Genomic DNA, 19576 nt, shown 5'->3' on the forward strand with positions numbered 1-19576 from the left:
GGATAGAACGAAAGAGCCATCATGCCATCGCCCTTCCCCGTACCTGACCTGCAGCTCTCTCCCATCGTCGCCGGCCTGTGGCGGCTCACCAGCTGGAAGCTCGACGTGCAGGCGCGCGTGCGCTGGATCGAGCAGGCGCTGGAGCTGGGCATCACCTCGTTCGATCACGCCGACATCTATGGCGACTACGAAGAGGAAGCCACCTTCGGTGCGGCGCTGAAGGCAGCACCGGCTTTGCGCCGGCGCATGCAGATGGTGACCAAGTGCGGCATCCGCCTGCGTTCGGCCAAGCGGCCGTATCCGATCAACTACTACGACACCACGCCGGCCTACGTGCGCGCGCAGGTGGAGCGCTCGCTGCAGTGCCTGCATGCCGATCAGCTGGACCTGGTGCTGATCCACCGCCCCGATTACCTGATGGATGCGGAGGAACTGGCCGACACCTTTGCCACGCTCACCCGCGAAGGCAAGGTGCGCCACTGGGGCGTGTCCAACCACAGCGCCAGCCAGTTCGCGCTGTTGCACCGGCATGTGCCCTTGCTTACCAACCAGCTCGAACTGTCGCCTCTGCATCTGGATGCGCTCGACGACGGCACGCTCGACCAGGCCCAGCAGCTGGGCCTGCGGCCGATGATCTGGTCGCCGCTGGGCGGCGGCCGGCTGTTCACCGGCACCGACGAACAGGCCGTGCGCGTGCGTGCCTGCATGGAGGCGATCGCCGCGCGGCTGCGGATCAGCCTGGCCACGCTGGCCTTCGCCTGGGTGCTGCGCCATCCCTCGCGGCCCTGTCCGGTCACCGGCAGCGGCCGCATCGAAGGCCTGCGCGAAGCGGTAGCCGCACTGGAAGTGCGGCTGAGCAACGAGGACTGGTATGCGATCTGGACCGCCAGCCAAGGGCACCCGGTGCCCTGAGCCTGCTACGCCGGCTGCCGCTGCGCGTGCCCGTAGCGCACCGGGAAGCGATGCATCGCGCGCTCCAGCTGTGCAAAGAATTCCTGCAGCTGGATCTGCGTGACCAGGAACAGCAGGCCGCGGCCGGCGTGCCAGGCGTCGTACAGGGTCTGGCCGTCGCGCGCGGGATCGACCAGGGCCACCGTCACGGCGGTGAGGTCTTCCTGCACCGGCCGCTGCAGATGCAGGCCGATGCGGTCGCTGACGCTGCACAGATGCAGTTCGGTCAGCTCGCCTTCCAGCAGCGGCGGCAGTTTCAGGCACCAAGCCTGCAGATCCACCGCGGACAGCAAGGTGCCGTGCGCGTGCAGCGCGCGCTCCTGCGCTTCGCAGCGGGCGTCGACCAGCAGTTGATTGCGGCACCAGGCGTCGGCGGCGGACGGCTGTTCCCGGCGCAGCACGCGCAGGCGCAGTCCGCCCAGCTCGATGCTCACCGATGCGCCGCGTGTCCAGACTCCCCTGCGCAGCCGCCGGCGCGCCCAAGCGCTCAAGCCCCCGAGCAATGCCGGGAGCGCGAGAAAACCTCTCACATCCATAGTCCCTGAGGTGCCCCCACCCACTTATTCTGCATAACTGTGATCCACCTCACGGACAGAAGCAATCGGACTTATTCCAGCCCGATGCCGCCCCCGACGGCGTCGTGGTGCGCTGCGCCATAGGCCGGCACCGCTCCTGCGTTAGCATTTCCGGCTCCCCCGCCTCTGCCGGAAGCTTCCGATGCGTCCATTTTCCCTCGGTGAAGAGCTCGACCTGTTGCGCGAAAGCGTGCACGCCTTCGCGGAAAAGGAGATTGCTCCCCGCGCAACCCAGCTCGACCACGACAACGTCTTCCCGGCCGACCTCTGGCGCAAGTTCGGCGAGATGGGCCTGCTCGGCATGACGGTTCCGGAGACCTACGGCGGTACCGGCCTGGGCTACCTCGCGCACATGGTGGCGATGGAAGAGATCTCGCGCGCTTCCGGCTCGGTGGGTCTGTCCTACGGCGCGCATTCCAACCTGTGCGTGCAGAACCTGTTCCACAACGGCAACGAGGAACAGCGCCGCAAGTACATCCCCAAGCTGTGCTCGGGCGAATACGTGGGCGCGCTGGCCATGAGCGAGCCCGGCGCCGGTTCCGACGTGGTCGGCTCGATGAGCTGCAAGGCCGAGCTGCGCGGCGACGTGTGGGTTGCCAACGGTTCCAAGATGTGGATCACCAACGGTCCCGACGCCGACGTGCTGCTGGTCTACATGCGCACCGCGCCGCGTCCGGCCGGCAGCCGCTGCATGACCGCCTTCATCGTCGAAAAGGGCATGAAGGGTTTCAGCACCGCGCAGAAGCTGGACAAGCTGGGCATGCGCGGCTCCAACACCTGCGAGCTGGTGTTCGAGGACTGCGAGATCCCCGCCGAAAATATCGTGGGCGAAGTCAACGAAGGCGTGCGCGTGCTGATGAGCGGCCTGGACACCGAGCGCCTGGTGCTCTCGGGCGGCCCGCTCGGCCTGATGCAGGCGGCGATGGACCTGGTGCTGCCGTATGTGCGCGAGCGCAAGCAGTTCAATGCGCCGATCGGCACCTTCGGCATGATGCAGGCCAAGGTTGCCGACATGTACACCGCGCTGCAGTCCTCGCGCGGTTTCGCCTACATGGTGGCGCAGGAATTCGACCACGGCAGCAAGTCGCGCATCGACCCGGCCGCCTGCCTGCTCAACGCCTCGCAGAACGCGGTGAAGGTGGCGCTGGAAGCGATCCAGGCGCTGGGCGGCAACGGCTACATCAACGAGTTCCCGGCCGGCCGCCTGCTGCGCGATGCCAAGCTGTACGAGATCGGCGCCGGCACCAACGAGATCCGCCGCATGCTGATCGGCCGCGAGCTGTTCCACGGCAAGTCCTGAGCCGCCGGCGGAGCGCGCGCCGGCGCCGCGCCCTGCCTACCAGCGGTACTGATACGCCAGGGTGGCCATGCTCGACTGGTCGCGCTGGCCGAAGTACTGGTCGTAGCCCAGCAGCAGCGCGCCGCGCGGCGAGAAGCGCCAGTCCAGTTCCAGCCCGGCCAGGCCCGCATAGCGCGCCAGCCCGATGCCGCCGAGCGGCGCCCATTGATTGAGCCCGGTGAAGCTGGCGTCGAACACGTCGCCGCGCGTGGCGAACGATTGCTGCCAGGACAGCCGCGCTTTCAGATCCAGCCGGCCCAGGCTGGGCACCAGCCAGCTGCGCGCCGCGCGCAGGCCGGCGCCGGCCTGCCAGCGTTCGATGGTCTGGCCCGGCGACTTCAGGCCGAAGCCGTAGCCGCCCAGTTCGTTGAAGCCGTCGCGCTGGATGCGCGTGTATTGCACGTCCACATAAGGCGTGACGCGCAGGCCGGCGGCATCGAAGCGGTAGCCGCTTTCGCCGTAGGCCACGCCGTAGCGGCCGCGCGTATCGCTGGCCACCGCGGTGGTGGCGTCGCCGAGCTGCAGTTGGCGGCGCATGTTTTCCTGGTAGCCGCCGATGCCGAGGCGGCCCATCGCATACCAGGAATCGCGCATGACGCCGGCATACAGGCTGCCCTCGACCGCGCGGCTGCGGCCCTGGTCGGCGCTTTCGGCCAGGCGGCCCAGGCCCTGCATCTGCGCCACCGCGAAACCGGCGAACCCATTGGGGCCGAGGCGGCGGTCCTGGCCGACCATCCAGCCGCTCAGGTCCATGCCGACGCTGCCGTAGCCGGCGCGCGCCATCGAGCCCTGGTAGCCGAGGTTCTGCGCCCAGCCGCCGGCCTGCGGCGCCTGCGCGAGTTCGTCGAAGCGGTCGGAGAACGCGCGCGTGCTGGCGTCGATCGCCTGCAAGGTCATCGCCGCACTCGCCGCATGCAGCTGGCCGGACAGGCTTTCCAGCGACTGCTGCGCGGAGCCCAGGTTCGGCGACTGCTGCAGCAGCGCGGCGCCCTGGATAAAGCCGGACGCCGCCGCCTGCCCGCCCGCGCCGTTCTGCGCGAGCTGCGTATTGAGCTGCTGGAAGGCGCCGTCCACGCGCTGCGCCGCGCCCATCGAGGCGGCGGTGTAGCTCATGCCCTGCACTGCCGTCACCTGCACCTGGGTGACGTTGAGCCAGGCGCTGGTGGCGTCGTAATTGATCGACGCATTGAGGAACACATTGGACGCGGTGTTGACCGCCGAGAACGTGCCGGTGAGCCCGCCGTTCGCCACCAGAACATTGGTATGCGCATTGGCGACATAGCCCGAGCCCGCGCCGATCACGTAGAGATCGCCGCCGCCCAGCGTGGCGCTGCCGCCGGTGCGCAGCGCCGAGCCCAGTTCCAGCGCGAGCCGGCCGCCGCTCATCTGCTGATAGCTGCCGGCCACGTTGACGTCGCCGCCGCGCACGGTGAGCACGCCGGCATTGGCCACGTTGCCGCCGATGCCGTGCGTGTCGGTGAGCGTGCCCTGCGCGCTGATCGCCACGCCGGAAGCCAGCGACTTCGCCGACAGCACGCCGCCCTGCACCTGGGTCAGGCCCGTGTAAGTGGACGGCTGGGTCAGCAGCAAGGTACCGGTGCCCTGCTTGATCAGGCCGCCGGCGCCGGAGATCGGGTTGTTCCAGCTGGAGCTGCCGGCGAAGTTCACCGTGACGTCGCCCCAGTCGAACTTCGCCGGACCGTTCACCGCCTTGCCCACGTCGAGCATGCCGTAGCCGAAGGTGGTATCCGGCCCGGGCGTGCCGAGATCCGCCGCGGTGCCGAGCAGGGTCTGGCGCACCAGGTCGTTGCTGAAATACGGATAGGCCTGCCACACCAGGGCCGCCGCACCCGACACCTGCGGCGCCGCGAACGAGGTGCCGGTGATGATGTAGTAGCTGGTGCTGGCGGCGGTGTCGTCCTTGCCGGTGACGATGAGATTGCCCGGCGCGGCCAGGCAGTAGTTCATGGCGATGCCGCAGGCGTTCGAATAGCTGGCCAGCTTGGTGGGGTTGTTGCTGTCCACCGCCACCACCGTCAGCCAGCCGCGGGTGAGGTCGGGCGCGCGCGCCGGCAGCGCCGCCACGTCGCTCGGGTTGGCTTTGGAATCGTTGCCCGCGGCGAACACCACCAGGCCGCCCCAGCTGTTGACGAAGCGGTTGTAGGCGTCGTGGAAGCTCTGCGTGGTGGCGGTGGCGGTGGCGTCCCAGTACAGGCCGCCCCAGGAGTTGTTCATCACCTTCACGCCGTTGGCGATCAGATCGTCGTTGATCGCGCCCAGCGGGTCGGCGGTGGTGACGCGGTTGCCCTGGCCGGAGCCGTCGTCGGTCGGCGCCTTGTCGGCGATGATGCGCGCCGACACGATGTCCGCCCCCGGCGCGATGCCGCCGACGAACTGCCCCACCGGCTTGCCCGCGGCCACCTGCGACACCCAGGTGCCGTGGCCGACCACGTCGTCGATGCTGGTGTTGTTGACGCTGGGGTCGACGTAGATCAGGTCCGCCAGCACGCGCCCGGCCAGCGCCGGGTGGTTGCGCATGACGCCGCTGTCGACCACGCCGATGGTGACGCCCTGGCCGGTATAGCCCTGCGCGTGCGCCGCATTGGTGTCGGTCAGCGTGAGCTGCGCGTCGATCGGCGGCTGCGGGCTGGACGGCTGCGAGGGTGTCGAGGGCGTGCTTGGCGGCGTGCTCGGCGAGACGCGGACATTGCCGCTGCCGCCGCCTCCGCCGCAGGCGCTCAGGCCCAATGCCACGACGACGGCCAGGCACACTTCGCGCTGGCGCGGATAACCGTTCCCCATACCCATGATCTTGATCCCCAGGCTTTGACGACCCATGTCAGAGCCGGCGCGGCTTGCCCGCGGCCGGCGATTCCTGCGGCTAATGTTGGCACAAAGCCGGCGCAACGAATTGCGAAGGAATAATGACGGAGGTCGCATGCAAACCCTTGGCGCGGCAACGGTTTGCCGACAGTGGTAGGCGGCTGCGATAATCCGGCGATCGCTACACACCCTACGGGCATCCCCTGCCCACCCAGTCCTTGCGGAGATCTCCATGTCGGACGTCAGTGTTGTCATCGCGGGCGCCAAGCGCACCGCCATCGGCTCTTTCCTCGGCCAGTTCACCGGCGTGCCCACCCCCACGCTGGGCGCCACCGCCATCAAGGCCGCACTGGAGCAGGCCGGCATCGCCGCACAGGACGTCAATGAAGTGCTGATGGGCTGCGTGCTGCCCGCCAACCTCGGCCAGGCCCCGGCCCGCCAGGCGGCGCTCAAGGCCGGCCTGCCCACCGCCGTCGGCTGCACCACCGTCAACAAGGTGTGCGGTTCGGGCATGAAGGCCATCATGCTCGGCCACGACCTGATCAAGGCCGGCTCGTCCGCCGTGGTGGTGGCCGGCGGCATGGAGTCGATGACCAATGCGCCGCACATGGTCAACGCGCGCACCGGCATCCGCTACGGCGACGGCCAGCTGGTCGACCACATGGCCTGGGACGGCCTGACCAATCCGTACGACGGCAAGGCCATGGGCGTGTTCGGCGAGCTGTGCGCCGACAAGTACCACTTCACCCGCGAGGAGCAGGACGCCTTCGCCATCGAGTCGGTCAAGCGCGCGCAGGCCGCGCAGCAGAACGGCGCCTTCGCCGGCGAGATCGTCCCGGTCACCGTGGCCGGCCGCAAGGGCGACGTGGTGGTCGACACCGACGAGCAGCCGGGCCGCTCGGACATCGCCAAGGTGCCGGCCCTCAAGCCCGCCTTCCGCAAGGAGAACGGCACCATCACGGCCGCCAGCTCCTCCAGCATTTCCGACGGCGCCGCCGCCGTGGTGCTGCTCTCGGCCGACGACGCCAAGGCCCGCGGCATCCAGCCGCTGGCGCGCATCGTGGCGCACGCCACCCATTCGCAGGAACCCGAATGGTTCACCACCGCCCCGGTCAGCGCCATGCAGAAGGTGCTGGAAAAGGCCGGCTGGAAGGTCGCGGACGTGGACCTGTTTGAGGTCAACGAAGCCTTCGCCGTGGTGGCCATGGCGCCGATGCGCGAGCTGGGCATCCCGCACGACAAGCTCAATGTCAACGGCGGCGCCTGCGCGCTCGGCCATCCGATCGGCGCCAGCGGCACCCGCCTGGTGGTGACCCTGCTCAACGCGCTGAAGACCCGCGGCCTGAAGCGCGGCGTCGCCTCGCTGTGCATCGGCGGCGGCGAAGCCACCGCCATCGCGGTCGAACTGCTCTAAAGCAGAACAGGCATGGCCCGGCCGGTACCCCCATGAAAGGGGGATAACCGGCTATGGCCTTGTTAAATAAAGATGTGGCGCAAATTCCGCGAAAGCGCTATTAATACGCCCGCCAAACGGCATTCCACGGCAAAGGAGATTCAACAATGAAGTTCACGCGTACCCTACTCGCCTCCGCGCTCGTCGCGCTGCTGGCGGCTTGCAGCAACGGCGCGCAGGATTCCGCGCAGGACGCCCAGAAGTCGGCTGACCAGGCTCAGCAGTCGGCTGACCAGGCTCAGAAGGCTGCCGAGGCTCCGGCTGCCGCCGCGACCGCCGCCGCTCCGGCTGCTGCTCCGGCTTCGACCGCTGCTGCCCCGGCTGCTGCCGGCACCGCTCCGGCCGCCGCCATGGAGCAGGCTGCCGATGCCGCTTCCAAGGCCGCCGACGCTGCCAAGGACGCTGCCGGCGCCGCCAAGGACGCTGCGGACAAGGCGAAGGACGCCGCCAAGGGTCAGTAATCCCTTAGCGATCTGCTTCAAGGAAAACCGGTCGCGCAAGCGGCCGGTTTTTTTTCGTCCGCGAGAAATAGCGCGGCGCCGCGCGAGGAAATGCGGCGGTGCGTTTCGGCCCCGGCGCGCCGGCCGCTATCATCCGGCCTTTCCCTTCGAACGCGCCCTCGCCTCATGAGTGTCCTTACCTCGCAGCTCGATACCCGCTCGCCCGAATTCCAGGCCGGCAGCGCCAACCTGCGCGCGCTGGTGGACGACCTGCACCGCCAGCTGGCCGTCAGCGCGGAAGGCGGCGGCGACAAGGCGCGCGAGAAGCACACCGCGCGCGGCAAGCTGCTGCCGCGCGAACGCATCCGCGCCCTGCTCGATCCCGGCTCGCCCTTTCTCGAACTTTCGCCGCTGGCCGCGCACGGCATGTACGACGACGCCGCGCCGGCCGCCGGCATCATCACCGGCATCGGCCGCGTGCACGGCATCGAGGTGGTGGTGGTCGCCAACGACGCCACCGTCAAGGGCGGCACGTATTTCCCGATGACCGTGAAGAAGCACCTGCGCGCGCAGGAAGTGGCGCTGGAAAACCGCCTGCCCTGCGTCTACCTGGTCGATTCCGGCGGCGCCTTCCTGCCGCTGCAGGACGAAGTGTTTCCGGACCGGGAACACTTCGGCCGCATCTTCTACAACCAGGCGCGCATGTCGGGCTTGGGGATTCCGCAGATCGCCGTGGTGATGGGCTCCTGCACCGCCGGCGGCGCCTACGTGCCGGCGATGAGCGACGAGACCATCATCGTGCGCGAGCAGGGCACCATCTTCCTGGGCGGCCCGCCGCTGGTGAAGGCCGCCACCGGCGAGGTGGTGGACGCCGAGGCGCTGGGCGGCGCGGACGTCCATACGTCCGTCTCCGGCGTGGCCGACCACTTCGCCGAGAACGACGCCCACGCGCTGTCGATCGCCCGCGACATCGTGGCCAGCCTCAATCGCCGGAAGGACATCCCGCTGGCGCTGCGCCCGCCGGCCGAGCCGCGCTACCCCGCCGAGGAGCTGTACGGCGTGATCCCGCAGGACACGCGCCGCCCGTTCGACATCCGCGAGGTGATCGCGCGCATCGTCGACGGCTCCGAATTCCACGAATTCAAGGCGCGCTACGGCAAGACCCTGGTCTGCGGCTTCGCCCACATCCACGGCTACCCCGTGGGCATCGTCGCCAACAACGGCATCCTGTTCGCCGAGAGCGCGCTCAAGGGCGCGCACTTCATCGAGCTGTGCAACCAGCGCAACGTGCCGCTGGTGTTCCTGCAGAACATCACCGGCTTCATGGTCGGCAAGAAGTACGAGAACGCCGGCATCGCCAAGGACGGCGCCAAGATGGTCACCGCCGTGGCCTGCTCGCACGTGCCGAAGTTCACCGTGGTGATCGGCGGCAGCTTCGGCGCCGGCAACTACGCCATGTGCGGCCGCGCCTACGGCGCGCGTTTTCTGTGGATGTGGCCGAACGCGCGCATCAGCGTGATGGGCGGCGAGCAGGCCTCCTCGGTGCTGGCCACCGTGCGCCGCGACGGCCTGGAAGCAGCCGGCAAGAGCTGGAGCGCCGAGGACGAGGAAGCCTTCAAGGCGCCGATCCGCGAGCAGTACGAGTGCCAGGGCCACCCCTACTACGCCAGCGCGCGCCTGTGGGACGACGGCATCATCGACCCGGCCGACACCCGCCGCGTGCTGGGCCTGGCCATCTCCGCCTCGCTCAATGCGCCGATCGAGCCGCAGCGCTACGGCGTGTTCCGTATGTAGCCGAAACGCGGCATGCTCTTTCGACAGGGGGACGGAACGTGCACGCAGAACGCATAGCAGCCATCGCGCCGGACGGCGCGATGGGCCGGCCCCAGGGAGAGGACCGGCACCACGGCAGGGAACCGCATGATCCACGGCATCTTTGAACGGCTGGGCCTGGCGCCCGACGCCGACGAGCAGGCGATCAGGCGCGCCTACGCGCAGCTGTTGAAGCAGCACCGGCCGGACGAGGACCCGGCCGGCTTCCAGCGCCTGCACGATGCCTACCAGCAGGCGCTGCAGTGGTGCCGCAACCGCGTCGCCATGCCCGCGCCTGCCGCGCCTGCGCCAGCTCCCGCCGAGCGCTCCCCGCGCCCGCAGCCAGTCCCGCACGCGCCTCCCGCCACGGCGATGGAACGCCACGACGCGATCCAGGTCGACCCCGACGACTTCCTGCGCGAACTCTCGCTGATCGCCGTCCAGGGCGACGCCGCCGCGCTGCGCGGCTGGCTGGAGCACCACCCCGGCCTGTGGTCGCTGCGGCTCAAGCAGCAGCTCGGCGACGCCGTGCTGCGGCAGCTGCGCCACAACCCCATGCCGATGCCGGCGACCTGCATCGATACGCTGCTGGACTACTTCGAACTGGACCAGGTCGCCCGCGGCGCCGATGGCCCCCTGCTTTTCTACCTGCGCGAAACCTGCCACCAGCGCTACGTGCCGATCGGCCGCTATCTCGCCCAGCACCCGGAACAGCCGCGGCTCGGCGCACGCTTCGAACCGGAAAGTTTCCTGGCGCGCCTGCAGGAGCTGTGCACGGCCGGCGACCCGGCCGACCTGTGGGCCTGGCTCAGCCTGCGCAACATGGCCTGGTCGCTGGCGGAAGAACAGCAGGCCGGCCGCGCCGCGCTGGACTGGCTGCGCGCCGAACCGCGGCCGATGCCGCGCATGTGCTACGAGCAGCTCGCCGAATTCTTCGCATGGACGGACGCGGCGCTGGGCGGCGACGCGCAGGCCACGCAGTCGGCGGTGGCCGAACGCCACCTGGCCTGGCTGATGGCGCCGGCCCGCGTGAACCTGCTGGCGCGCGCGGTGGAAGACCCGCAGCAGCGCTATATCGACGTGGCCCGCACGCGCCGCCTGCGCGACCAGCTTGCGCGCCCCTTCAGCTGGCCGCGCATCCTGCTGCTCGCGCTGTCGCTGTCGCTGCCGCGCGAACTGGGCGATTTCATTTTCCGGCTGCGCGCCGCGGTCGGCCTGCATGGCCGCCACGTGCGCCTGCTCGGCCGCTACTTCGACCACCGCTCGCTGTATTTCTGGAGCGAAGCCGGCGCGCCGGGCCAGCTGACCCGGCCCAAGCTGATCGTATGGGGCGTGCGCCTGCTGGCTGCGCTGGCCGCGGAAGCGTCGATCTGCTTTTTCGTCGCCTGGCAGGCCGGGCCCGCGGCAGATCCGCGGCGTTATGTCGACATCGCGATACTGGCGACGTTCGCCCTGCCGCTCTATGTCGTCGTGTTCAACTTCCTGCTGTTCTGGCAGACCTTGCCGGGGCCGCATTCGCGCCTGGCCACGGCGATCCAGGCGAGCTTCGTTCCGCTGCTCGCCGCGCTCTCCTTGGCCGCTGCCGCGCAGCTGCCGCCGCCGCATCACGTCTCCAACGGCGTGGCGGCGTCGGCGATGCTGCTGGCGCTGCTCACGTATCTGAAGCGCGAGGACGCCAACAAATACCTGCCCAGGGTGATCCTGCTGATGGGCGCGATCTGCGCGTTCCGCAGCTACGTCGTGGGCAGCACGCTGTGGTTCCAGTGGACGTCCGCCCTGGCCATGGTGTTCTGGGGCATGGGCCAGTCCTGGCTGACGCGCAAGGCCACGCCCGGCGTGCGCTGAGCGCGCCGCGGGTTTCATTTATCGACAAGGGTTCGCAAGCATGATCGTCGGCATCGACCTAGGCACCACCCACTCGCTCGTCGGCCGCTACGGCGAAGCCGGTTCAACACTGTTTCCCAATGCGCTGGGCGAACTGCTGACGCCTTCGGTGGTGAGTGTCGACGAGGAAGGCCACGTGATCGTCGGCCAGGCCGCGCGCGACCGCATGATCAGCCACCCCGGCGACAGCGTCGCCGCCTTCAAGCGCTGGATGGGCACCGCGCGCGAAACCCGCCTGGGCGCCCGCACGTTCCGGCCGGAAGAACTCTCGGCGCTGATCCTGCGCACGCTCATCGCCGACGCCGAGGCGGCCACCGGCGAGAAAGTGAGCGAGGCGGTGATCAGCGTGCCGGCCTATTTCTCCGACGCGCAGCGCAAGGCCACCCGCGCCGCCGGCGAGCTGGCCGGCATCCGCGTGGAGCGGCTGATCAACGAACCCACCGCGGCGGCGCTGGCCTACGGCCTGCAGGAACAGCGCGACGGCACGCGCTTCCTGGTGTTCGACCTGGGCGGCGGCACCTTCGACGTGTCGATCCTGGAGATGTTCGACGGCGTGGTCGAAGTGCATGCCAGCGCCGGCGACAACTATCTCGGCGGCGAGGATTTCCTCGACGTGCTGGAAACGGCCTTCCATGCCGACCACAAGCTGGGCGAGCTGTCGCCGCAGGAACGCGGCCAGCTGCGCCGCCGCCTGGAGCAGGCCAAGCGCGAGCTCGGCGCCGGCCAGGCCCAGGTGAACTGGAAGCGCGGCGAGGAGCTGCTGTCCTGGAACATCGACGAGGAACGCTTCGCCCGCCTCAGCGAGGAACTGGTGCAGCGCATGCGCGCGCCGCTGGAACGCGCCATGCGCGATGCGCGCCTGCAGCCGAACCAGCTCGACGAGATCATCCTGGTCGGCGGCGCCAGCCGCATGCCGCTGGCGGCGCGCCTGGTCTCGCGCATGTTCGGCCGGCTGCCGCTGCGCCACATCAACCCCGACCAGGCCATCGCGCTCGGCGCCTGCGCGGCGGCCGGCATGAAGGCGCGCGACCAGCGCCTGGACGAAGTGATCCTCACCGACGTCTGCCCCTACACGCTGGGCATCGCGGTATCGCGCCGCGACGAAGGCGGCACCGAGCAGGACGGCTTCTTCGCGCCGATCATCCACCGCAACAGCACGGTGCCGGTGAGCCGTGAGGAGCAGTTCTATCCCACCCGCGACCACCAGCGCGAAATCAAGCTGCGCGTGTTCCAGGGCGAGAACCCGATGGTCGAGCGCAACATCAAGCTGGGCGAGCTGGACATTCCCCTGCCGCCGCAGCGCAGCACCCAGGAGAACGCGGTGAACGTGCGCTTCACCTACGACGTCAACGGCGTGCTGCAGGTGGAAGCCGAGGTGATCGCCACGCGCGAGCGCCACGAGCTGGTGCTGGAACAGAACCCCGGCGTGCTCAGCCCCGAGGAAATCCGCGCGCGCCTGCTGGCGCTGGAAGGCATCAAGGTGCATCCGCGCGACAAGCAGGAGAACATCGCCATGCTCGCCCGCGCCGAACGCCTGTACGAGGAATACGTGCAGGCACGCGACCAGCTGCAGCACTGGATCGCGCGCTTCCGCTCGATCCTGGAAAGCCAGGACGAACAGATGATCCGCGAGCACCGCCGCCACTTCGGCGAGGCGCTGGACACGCTCGAGGCCAGCCTGTGAAGTCCCCGCTCGACTGGTTCGGCCTGCCGCCGGAAGCGGACGAGCGGGAGATCAAGCGCGCTTATGCCAGGCGCCTGCGGACGGTGCGTCCGGACGAGGATCCGGCCGGCTTCCAGCAGCTGCACGAGATGTATCAGCACGCCCTGGCCTGGCAGGCGCGCGCGGCGATGATGGCGATGGCGCCAGACGAGGACGAAGCCGGAGAGGACGACGGCGAGGAGCTGGAGCGCGCCGGAGAAATCGCCGCGCCGGTCCAGCCGCCGCCTATGCCGGAGCTGCCGCCGATGCGGTCCGCACCGCAGATGCCGCATGTACCGAACGTGCCGCCCGCGCCGATGCCCCCGCCGCCGCCCGTGCCGGACAGGCACCAGCCGTGGCGCCCCGTGCAGTTCGGCCAGCCGCCCACCGCCGCGGCGCCGCAGGTCTTCGATCTGCAGGTCTTTATCGAGGCTTATCTGAAGCTGGCGCCGCTGGGCGACCCGCGCCAGCTGAAAACCTGGCTGCACGAGCAGCCCGCGCTATGGTCGCTGCAGATCAAGCAGCAGGTGGGGCGCGCGCTGATCCAGCGGCTGCTGCAGGAAGTGCCGCCGATCGACGCGGCGAGCATGGACGCCACACTGGGCTTCTTCGATCTGGAGCACACCCAGAGCGGCGTCGACGCGATGCACCTGCACCAGCTGCGCAACCTCGCGCAGGAGCGCTACCAGCTGGTCAAGCGCCACTCGCCCACCATGCAGCCCTGGGGCGCGAATGCGCAGTGGCTGGACATGGACGGCTTCTATGCCTGGCTCAGCGCGCAGGCGCTGGCCGGCGACCGCGCGGCGCTGGAAGCCGTGCTGTGCGTGCAGCCGGCGCTGCGCAACTTCGCCGTGCGCCAGGCCGCCGCGCGGCCCTTGTTCGAACGGCTGTGGCTGGAGCGTCCGCCGATGCCCGCGGCCTGCGCCGCGCTGCTGATCCAGTTCTTCGGCCTGCGCCCGCTGCTGGCGCAGGCCGGGCAGGCGCCGCAGGATTTCGCCGCGCGCCTGGAGCTGGCCTGGCTGATGCACGAGCGCAACAAGAAGGCGCTCGCCGCCACCACGCGCGATCCGAAGAAACCCTATCCGATGCCGAACCAGGCCTGGCGCGAACTGCAGCGCCTGCGCCAGCCGTTCCGCTGGTGGTGGATCGCGTTCGCCGCGCTGATCCCGCACCGGCTCAGCTCGCTCGGGCGCTTCGCGCTGCGGCTGTGCGGCGGCAACGTGGCCTTGCTCGACAGCTTCTTCGATCCGCGCCTCACGCGTTTCTGCATCGGCGCGGCCGAGCGCTTCGTGGTGACGCGGCCGCGGGTGATCGTCGGTGCGATCCGCTGCTTCGCGCTGCTGCTGTCCGGCACGCTGCTGTATGCGGTCGTGGACGACCCCGAAGGCCGCAACGTTTTTCCGGTCCTGGCCGGCATCGCCACCGGCGCCTGGGCTTACTACCTGCTGTTCCTGGTGGCCTGGCGCTGGCAGCAGCAGCCGGAACAACCGGTGACGCCATGGCCGCTGCTGCGCATGGCCTTCGTGCCCGTGCTGGCGCTGGCCGCGTTCGCCATCTACAGCCTGGGCCAGATCGACGACGGCAAGCCCCTGCTGTTCCCCGCCCAGCTGCTGGCGATACCGGCGCTGGCCCTCGGCTTCCTGCGCATGCGCGCGCGCAATCCGGGCAAGCGCTCATGGCTGAGCAAGCTGCCGGATACGCTGGTCGGCGTGCTGGTGATCATCGCGGCCGTGGTGCTGCTGAGCGACGCGCGGCTGCCCGCGGCGGGCGCCGTAATGTTCTGGATGGTGGATCTGTTCAAGCAGCGCAAGCAGCTGCGCTTCCGGCGCGGCGGTGATGCCTGATCGATAGGGAAGCGCTGCCTACACAGCGTCATCCCGGCGCAGGCCGGGATCCAGTAGCGACATGGCTCATCTGAGCGATGACGTAAGGCCGAAGCTCTTGCACCCTTGCGCGACAATCCAGCGGTAACGCCACTGGATCCCGGCCTGCGCCGGGATGACGAGCAGAAGCGTCAACGCTGACGCGGACGGAATTCCAGCGGCTGCGCCTCGGGCCGCGCCGCGGACGGCGGCGTCGGCCCGCAGCTGCCGCAGGTGCCGCAGCCGTCGCCGCAGTTGCCGGTGGCCTGCGCCGGCTGCAGCCGGCGGCCCAGGGCGCGCAGCCAGGGCTTGCGCCACGGCTTGTTGAGCGAGGCCGAAGCCGCCGCCAGCCAGCGCGTGCTCAGGCCCGGCAGCAGCTTGCGAAAGGCGTACAGCGCGCTGCACAGCACCAGCGCGCCGATGATCACCGCCTGCACGATGGCGAACGCAGTCACGACAGCGCCCTCGCCACCTGGTAGGTGATCAGCGAAGCCAGATAGGCCAGGCCGAACAGGTAACCCGCCGTGATCGCCACGTTGCGCCAGGAATTGGTCTCGCGGCGGATCACCGCCATGGTCGACATGCACTGCGGCGCGAACACGTACCAGGCCAGCAGCGACAGCGCCGTGGCCAGCGACCACTGCTGCGCGATCACCGGACCGAGCTGGCTGGCCAGCGCATCGTCGCCGCCCGCGGCCGCAGACATGGCGTACACCGTGCCCAGCGCCGACACCGCCACTTCGCGCGCGGCCAGGCCCGGGATCAGCGCGATGCAGATCTGCCAGTTGAAGCCGATCGGCGCGAACACGTAGTGCAGCGCGCGGCCCAGGCGGCCGGCCAGGCTGTAGTCGATGGCCGGCTGGGTGGCGCCTTCCGGCGGCGCCGGGAAGCTGGACAGGAACCACAGCAGCACGGTGAGCGCCAGGATGATGCCGCCCACGCGCTTGAGGAAGATCAGCGCGCGCTCCCACAGGCCCAGCGCGATGTCGCGCGGATTCGGCAGGCGGTACGAGGGCAGCTCCATCAGCAGCGCGTGCTCGCTCTTGTCCTTGCGGAAACGCTTGATCACGAAGGCCACGCTGAGCGCGCTGACGATGCCCGCCACGTACAGCGTGAACAGCACGATGCCCTGCAGGTTGAACATGCCCCACACCGTGCGCTGCGGAATGAAGGCGGCGATCAGCAGCGTGTACACGGGCAGGCGCGCCGAGCAGGTCATCAGCGGCGCCACCAGGATGGTGGTGAGGCGGTCGCGCGGGTCGGTGATGCTGCGCGTGGCCATGATGCCGGGGATGGCGCAGGCGAAGCTCGACAGCAGCGGAATGAAGGCGCGCCCGGTCAGGCCCGCCTTGAACATCAGCTTGTCCAGCAGGAAGGCCGCGCGCGGCAGGTAGCCGGATTCCTCCAGCACCAGGATGAACAGAAACAGGATCAGGATCTGCGGCAGGAACACCAGCACCGCGCCCAGGCCCGCGAACACGCCGTCGTTGAGCAGGCTGTGCAGCGCGCTCCCCTGCGGCAGCGCGCTGGTCACCCAGCCGCCAAGCGCGGCCACGCCGGCGGCGATGGCATCCATCACCGGCTGCGCCCAGGAGAACACGGCCTGGAAGATCAGGAACATCAGCACCGCGAGAATGCCGAGACCGAACACCGGATGCAGCGCCCAGCGGTCGAGCGCGTCGTCGATGGCGTCGGTGCTGCGCGGCATCGCCACGGTGGCGGCGAGCAGCTCGCGCACCTGGCCGTGCAGGTCGGCGCGGCTGGCCGGGTCGTCCGGCAAGGCGGCCGGCGCTTCCGGAATCGCACCGTCCACACGCTCGATCAGCGCCTTGGCGCCGCCGCGCTTCACCGCGACGGTCTCGACCACCGGGATGCCCAGGCGGCGCTGCAGTTCGTCCACGTTGATATCGATGCCGCGGCGGCGCGCCGTATCCATCATGTTCAGCGCCAGCACCACCGGGCGGCCCAGGCGCTTCACTTCCAGCACGAAGCGCAGGTGCAGGCGCAGGTTGGTGGCGTCGGCCACGCAGACGATGAGATCCGGTGCCGGCTCGCCCGGATAGGCGCCGGCGCAGACGTCGCGGGTGATCTGCTCGTCCGGGCTGGTGGCGTCGAAGCTGTAGGTGCCCGGCAGGTCGATCAGGTGCAGTACGCGGCCGCTGGGCGCGGTGAAGCGGCCTTCCTTGCGCTCCACGGTGACGCCGGCGTAATTGGCCACTTTCTGGCGGCCGCCGGTGAGCTGGTTGAACAGCGCCGTCTTGCCGCAGTTGGGGTTGCCCACCAGGGCGATGCGCAGGGTGCTGGCACTCATCCGTGCACTCCTTGGACGTGTTCTTCCGTGCGCACCGTGACGCGCGCCGCTTCGCTGCGGCGCAGGGCGAAGCGCGTCGAGCCGATCTGGATCAGCAGCGGATCCGCGCCCAGCGGCCCGCGGGCCACCACACGGACGGGCTCGCCAGCGACGAAACCCAGGTCGCGCAGGCGTTGCGCGATCGGATCGCCGGCAAGCACATCGTCCACTCGGTCCACCACGGCAGGCGCCCCTTTCGGCAGGTCGGACAGTCGCACGGCCAACACTCAAATAAGAATGGTTCGCATTGTAACCAGGTTGTGATGGAAACGGGGGAATCAACACCGGCTGCGCCATTGCCTACGGGTGGATCGCAAGCTCTTGCTGCCCCTTGGCCGTTGGCCGCCGCCTTTGACTAACCTAGGCGCTTTCCCCAGACCTCCAGGCCGCCATGTACACCAGCCTCCAGCTCGCCGATCGCGCCGGCGTCCGCACCATCGCGATGAACCGCCCGCAGGTGCACAACGCCTTCGACGACGGCCTGATCGCCGAACTGACCGATGCGCTCGCCGCCGCCGGCCGCGACCCGGCCGTGCGCGCGGTGGTGCTCACCGGCGCGGGCGCCAGCTTCTCCGCCGGCGCCGACCTCCACTGGATGCGCGGCATGGCCAAGGCCAGCGAGGCGGAGAACCGCGAGGATTCGCTGCGCCTGGCCGCGCTGATGCGCACCCTGCAGTTCCTGCCCAAGCCCACCGTCGCGCGGGTCAACGGCGCGGCCTACGGCGGCGGCGTGGGCCTGGTCGCCTGCTGCGATATCGCCATCGGCGTGGACGGCGCGAAGTTCGGCCTGACCGAGGTCAAGCTCGGCCTGGTGCCGGCGGTGATCTCGCCGTACGTGATCGCCGCGATCGGCCTGCGCCAGTCGCGCCGCCTGTTCCTGACCGGCGAACTGTTCGACGCACCCACCGCCCAGCGCATCGGCCTGCTGCACCAGTGCGTGCCGGCGCAGGAACTGGACGGCGCGGTGGACGCCGTGCTGGCCGCGTTCGCCAAGGCCGGCCCCGTCGCCCAGGCCGAGGCCAAGCGGCTGGCCCTGCGCGTGGCCGGGCAGGACCAGGCGCAGGCCGAGCGCCTCGACCGCGAGAACGCCGAACTGATCGCCCGCCTGCGCGTTTCCGCCGAAGGCCAGGAAGGACTCGGCGCTTTCCTCGACAAGCGCGCTGCGGCCTGGGCCGCGCCGGCATAAACTCGCCGCGCCAGCCACCGTCATTCCCTGCAAGGAGTAGCTTCCATGCTCGACCATATCGGCGTGCCCGTCTCCAACTACGCACGCAGCAAGGCCTTCTACGAACGCGTGCTGGCCCCGCTCGGCGGCGGCCTGGCGATGGAAGTCACCCAGGAAGTGACGGGCAGCCGCTCGCATGCCGGCTTCGGCAAGGACGGCAAGCCCAGCTTCTGGATCAGCGCCGACCCGATCGCGCCGCTGTCGGCCATCCACGTGGCCTTCGTGGCGCCGACGCGCGAAGCGGTCGACCGCTTCTACGCCGCGGCGCTGGCCGCCGGCGGCACCGACAACGGCCCGCCGGGCCTGCGCCTGCATTACCACGACAACTACTACGCGGCTTTCGTACTGGATCTGCACGGCCATAACGTGGAAGCCGTCTGCCACCTGCCCGCCTGACGCCGCGGCGCAGGTTGGGGTGAGCGCAGCGAACCCCGACACCACCACCTCCACGCGCATCGCATTGTTGGGGTTCGCCTCCGGCTCACCCCAACCTACCCAGGACTTGCCATGGCCCGCCAAATCGTCAATGTCGCCGACGTCGAACCGCAGCCCATCCCGCTCGCCTTCGCCCCCACCGGCACCGCCGCCGAACGCTACGGCCCGCGCATCGCGCGCATCTCGATGCAGCTCGGCGCGCAGAAGCTCGGCTACAACGTGACGGTGCTGCCGCCGGGCAAGCGCGGCTATCCGTTCCACAACCATCGCGTGAACGAGGAAATGTTCTTCGTGCTGGATGGCGAAGGCGAAGTGCGCATCGGCGAGGAACGCCACCCCATCCGCGCCGGCGACATCATCGCCTGCCCGCCCGGCGGGCCGGAGACCGCGCACCAGATCGCCAACACCAGCGACAAGGAGCTGCGCTATCTGAGCATCAGCACGCGGCAGTATCCGGAGGTGTGCGAGTACCCGGACAGCAAGAAGTACGGCGTGATGGCGGAGTACGGCCCGGGGGCGGACGGGATGCCGCAGTTTTTCCGCGTAGTGGGGAGGCAGGGCGAGTCGGTGGATTACTGGGAAGGCGAATAACGCCCTCATCGTCGACGTAGGTTGGGGTGAGCGCAGCGAACCCCAACAAATAGCCGCCGGCACGCCATCGTTGGGGTTCGCTGCGCTCACCCCAACCTACGCCATTCGCATGAATGCTGCGCCGCGCATCGGCC

General features: G+C 69.5%; 16 protein-coding genes. 11 read left to right on the plus strand and 5 right to left on the minus strand.

The window, feature by feature from the left end:
- Positions 1 to 21: 21 nt before the first annotated feature.
- Positions 22 to 912 carry an aldo/keto reductase gene (locus tag ISN75_RS15315; RefSeq protein ID WP_343818540.1) on the plus strand — a complete coding sequence of 297 codons (891 nt, stop codon included), beginning with the start codon at positions 22 to 24 and terminating at the stop codon, positions 910 to 912.
- A gap of 5 nt (positions 913 to 917) precedes the next feature.
- Here the strand turns inward: ISN75_RS15315 and ISN75_RS15320 are convergent, their stop codons facing one another.
- A complete protein-coding gene (locus tag ISN75_RS15320) occupies positions 918 to 1385 on the minus strand; it encodes a WapI family immunity protein (RefSeq protein ID WP_343818538.1) in 468 nt (155 codons plus the stop codon).
- Between the two features lie 283 nt (positions 1386 to 1668).
- Here ISN75_RS15320 and ISN75_RS15325 point away from each other — a divergent pair, with 283 nt between their 5' ends.
- A complete protein-coding gene (locus ISN75_RS15325; protein ID WP_167254055.1) occupies positions 1669 to 2826 on the plus strand; it encodes an isovaleryl-CoA dehydrogenase in 1158 nt (385 codons plus the stop codon).
- A 36-nt stretch (positions 2827 to 2862) separates the two neighbouring features.
- Here the strand turns inward: ISN75_RS15325 and ISN75_RS15330 are convergent, their stop codons facing one another.
- Positions 2863 to 5673, minus strand: a complete 2811-nt coding sequence (locus ISN75_RS15330; RefSeq protein WP_343818536.1) for a S8 family serine peptidase — start codon at positions 5671 to 5673, stop codon at positions 2863 to 2865.
- Between the two features lie 247 nt (positions 5674 to 5920).
- Between ISN75_RS15330 and ISN75_RS15335 the strand changes: the two genes are divergently transcribed.
- From ISN75_RS15335 to ISN75_RS15360, 6 genes are all read left to right on the plus strand, one after another.
- Positions 5921 to 7102 carry an acetyl-CoA C-acyltransferase gene (locus ISN75_RS15335; protein WP_168646974.1) on the plus strand — a complete coding sequence of 394 codons (1182 nt, stop codon included), beginning with the start codon at positions 5921 to 5923 and terminating at the stop codon, positions 7100 to 7102.
- A 146-nt stretch (positions 7103 to 7248) separates the two neighbouring features.
- Positions 7249 to 7602 carry a hypothetical protein gene (locus ISN75_RS15340; RefSeq protein ID WP_167254051.1) on the plus strand — a complete coding sequence of 118 codons (354 nt, stop codon included), beginning with the start codon at positions 7249 to 7251 and terminating at the stop codon, positions 7600 to 7602.
- Positions 7603 to 7767: 165 nt separating this feature from the next.
- The gene (locus tag ISN75_RS15345) at positions 7768 to 9375 is read left to right on the plus strand and encodes a carboxyl transferase domain-containing protein (protein ID WP_343818534.1); all 1608 of its coding nucleotides are present in this window, start codon (positions 7768 to 7770) and stop codon (positions 9373 to 9375) included.
- Positions 9376 to 9501: 126 nt separating this feature from the next.
- Positions 9502 to 11238 carry a J domain-containing protein gene (locus ISN75_RS15350; RefSeq protein ID WP_343818532.1) on the plus strand — a complete coding sequence of 579 codons (1737 nt, stop codon included), beginning with the start codon at positions 9502 to 9504 and terminating at the stop codon, positions 11236 to 11238.
- A gap of 40 nt (positions 11239 to 11278) precedes the next feature.
- Positions 11279 to 12961: a molecular chaperone HscC gene (locus tag ISN75_RS15355; RefSeq protein WP_343818530.1), complete on the plus strand. Its 1683-nt coding sequence runs from the start codon at positions 11279 to 11281 to the stop codon at positions 12959 to 12961.
- The gene (locus ISN75_RS15360; RefSeq protein WP_343818529.1) at positions 12958 to 14823 is read left to right on the plus strand and encodes a J domain-containing protein; all 1866 of its coding nucleotides are present in this window, start codon (positions 12958 to 12960) and stop codon (positions 14821 to 14823) included. Before ISN75_RS15355 ends, ISN75_RS15360 begins: the two co-directional genes overlap by 4 nt.
- Before the next feature lie 170 nt (positions 14824 to 14993).
- Here the strand turns inward: ISN75_RS15360 and ISN75_RS15365 are convergent, their stop codons facing one another.
- The 3 genes from ISN75_RS15365 to ISN75_RS15375 are packed head-to-tail and all read right to left on the minus strand — an operon-like array spanning position 14994 to position 17409.
- Positions 14994 to 15296 carry a DUF6587 family protein gene (locus tag ISN75_RS15365; RefSeq protein WP_167254044.1) on the minus strand — a complete coding sequence of 101 codons (303 nt, stop codon included), beginning with the start codon at positions 15294 to 15296 and terminating at the stop codon, positions 14994 to 14996.
- Positions 15293 to 17152 (minus strand): ferrous iron transporter B, encoded by a 1860-nt coding sequence (feoB, locus tag ISN75_RS15370; RefSeq protein WP_343818527.1) that lies wholly within the window; start codon positions 17150 to 17152, stop codon positions 15293 to 15295. Before feoB ends, ISN75_RS15365 begins: the two co-directional genes overlap by 4 nt.
- Complete coding sequence (locus ISN75_RS15375; RefSeq protein ID WP_167254040.1) at positions 17149 to 17409, minus strand: FeoA domain-containing protein; 261 nt, start codon at positions 17407 to 17409, stop codon at positions 17149 to 17151. The genes feoB and ISN75_RS15375 overlap by 4 nt, the downstream gene beginning before the upstream one ends.
- Positions 17410 to 17582: 173 nt before the next feature.
- Between ISN75_RS15375 and ISN75_RS15380 the strand changes: the two genes are divergently transcribed.
- The 3 genes from ISN75_RS15380 to ISN75_RS15390 all read left to right on the plus strand — a co-directional run bounded on the left by ISN75_RS15380 (position 17583) and on the right by ISN75_RS15390 (position 19442).
- Positions 17583 to 18377 carry an enoyl-CoA hydratase-related protein gene (locus tag ISN75_RS15380; protein ID WP_343818524.1) on the plus strand — a complete coding sequence of 265 codons (795 nt, stop codon included), beginning with the start codon at positions 17583 to 17585 and terminating at the stop codon, positions 18375 to 18377.
- Between the two features lie 45 nt (positions 18378 to 18422).
- On the plus strand, positions 18423 to 18812 hold the full coding sequence (locus ISN75_RS15385; protein WP_343818522.1) for a VOC family protein: 390 nt from the start codon (positions 18423 to 18425) through the stop codon (positions 18810 to 18812).
- Positions 18813 to 18923: 111 nt separating this feature from the next.
- Complete coding sequence (locus tag ISN75_RS15390) at positions 18924 to 19442, plus strand: cupin domain-containing protein (RefSeq protein WP_343818520.1); 519 nt, start codon at positions 18924 to 18926, stop codon at positions 19440 to 19442.
- Positions 19443 to 19576 lie beyond the last annotated feature (134 nt).

The organism is Dyella marensis (genome assembly GCF_049532885.1).
Lineage (GTDB): Bacteria > Pseudomonadota > Gammaproteobacteria > Xanthomonadales > Rhodanobacteraceae > Dyella_D > Dyella_D marensis.

Excerpts from the sequence above, each read along its gene's own strand:
- ISN75_RS15315 (WP_343818540.1), top strand. The coding sequence starts at position 22 with ATGCCATCGCCCTTCCCCGTACCTGACCTGCAGCTCTCTCCCATCGTC.
- ISN75_RS15325 (WP_167254055.1), top strand. The coding sequence starts at position 1,669 with ATGCGTCCATTTTCCCTCGGTGAAGAGCTCGACCTGTTGCGCGAAAGC.
- ISN75_RS15335 (WP_168646974.1), top strand. The coding sequence starts at position 5,921 with ATGTCGGACGTCAGTGTTGTCATCGCGGGCGCCAAGCGCACCGCCATC.
- ISN75_RS15345 (WP_343818534.1), top strand. The coding sequence starts at position 7,768 with ATGAGTGTCCTTACCTCGCAGCTCGATACCCGCTCGCCCGAATTCCAG.
- feoB (WP_343818527.1), bottom strand. The coding sequence starts at position 17,152 with ATGAGTGCCAGCACCCTGCGCATCGCCCTGGTGGGCAACCCCAACTGC.
- ISN75_RS15390 (WP_343818520.1), top strand. The coding sequence starts at position 18,924 with ATGGCCCGCCAAATCGTCAATGTCGCCGACGTCGAACCGCAGCCCATC.
- ISN75_RS15385 (WP_343818522.1), top strand. The coding sequence starts at position 18,423 with ATGCTCGACCATATCGGCGTGCCCGTCTCCAACTACGCACGCAGCAAG.
- ISN75_RS15380 (WP_343818524.1), top strand. The coding sequence starts at position 17,583 with ATGTACACCAGCCTCCAGCTCGCCGATCGCGCCGGCGTCCGCACCATC.
- ISN75_RS15355 (WP_343818530.1), top strand. The coding sequence starts at position 11,279 with ATGATCGTCGGCATCGACCTAGGCACCACCCACTCGCTCGTCGGCCGC.
- ISN75_RS15350 (WP_343818532.1), top strand. The coding sequence starts at position 9,502 with ATGATCCACGGCATCTTTGAACGGCTGGGCCTGGCGCCCGACGCCGAC.
- ISN75_RS15340 (WP_167254051.1), top strand. The coding sequence starts at position 7,249 with ATGAAGTTCACGCGTACCCTACTCGCCTCCGCGCTCGTCGCGCTGCTG.
- ISN75_RS15330 (WP_343818536.1), bottom strand. The coding sequence starts at position 5,673 with ATGGGTATGGGGAACGGTTATCCGCGCCAGCGCGAAGTGTGCCTGGCC.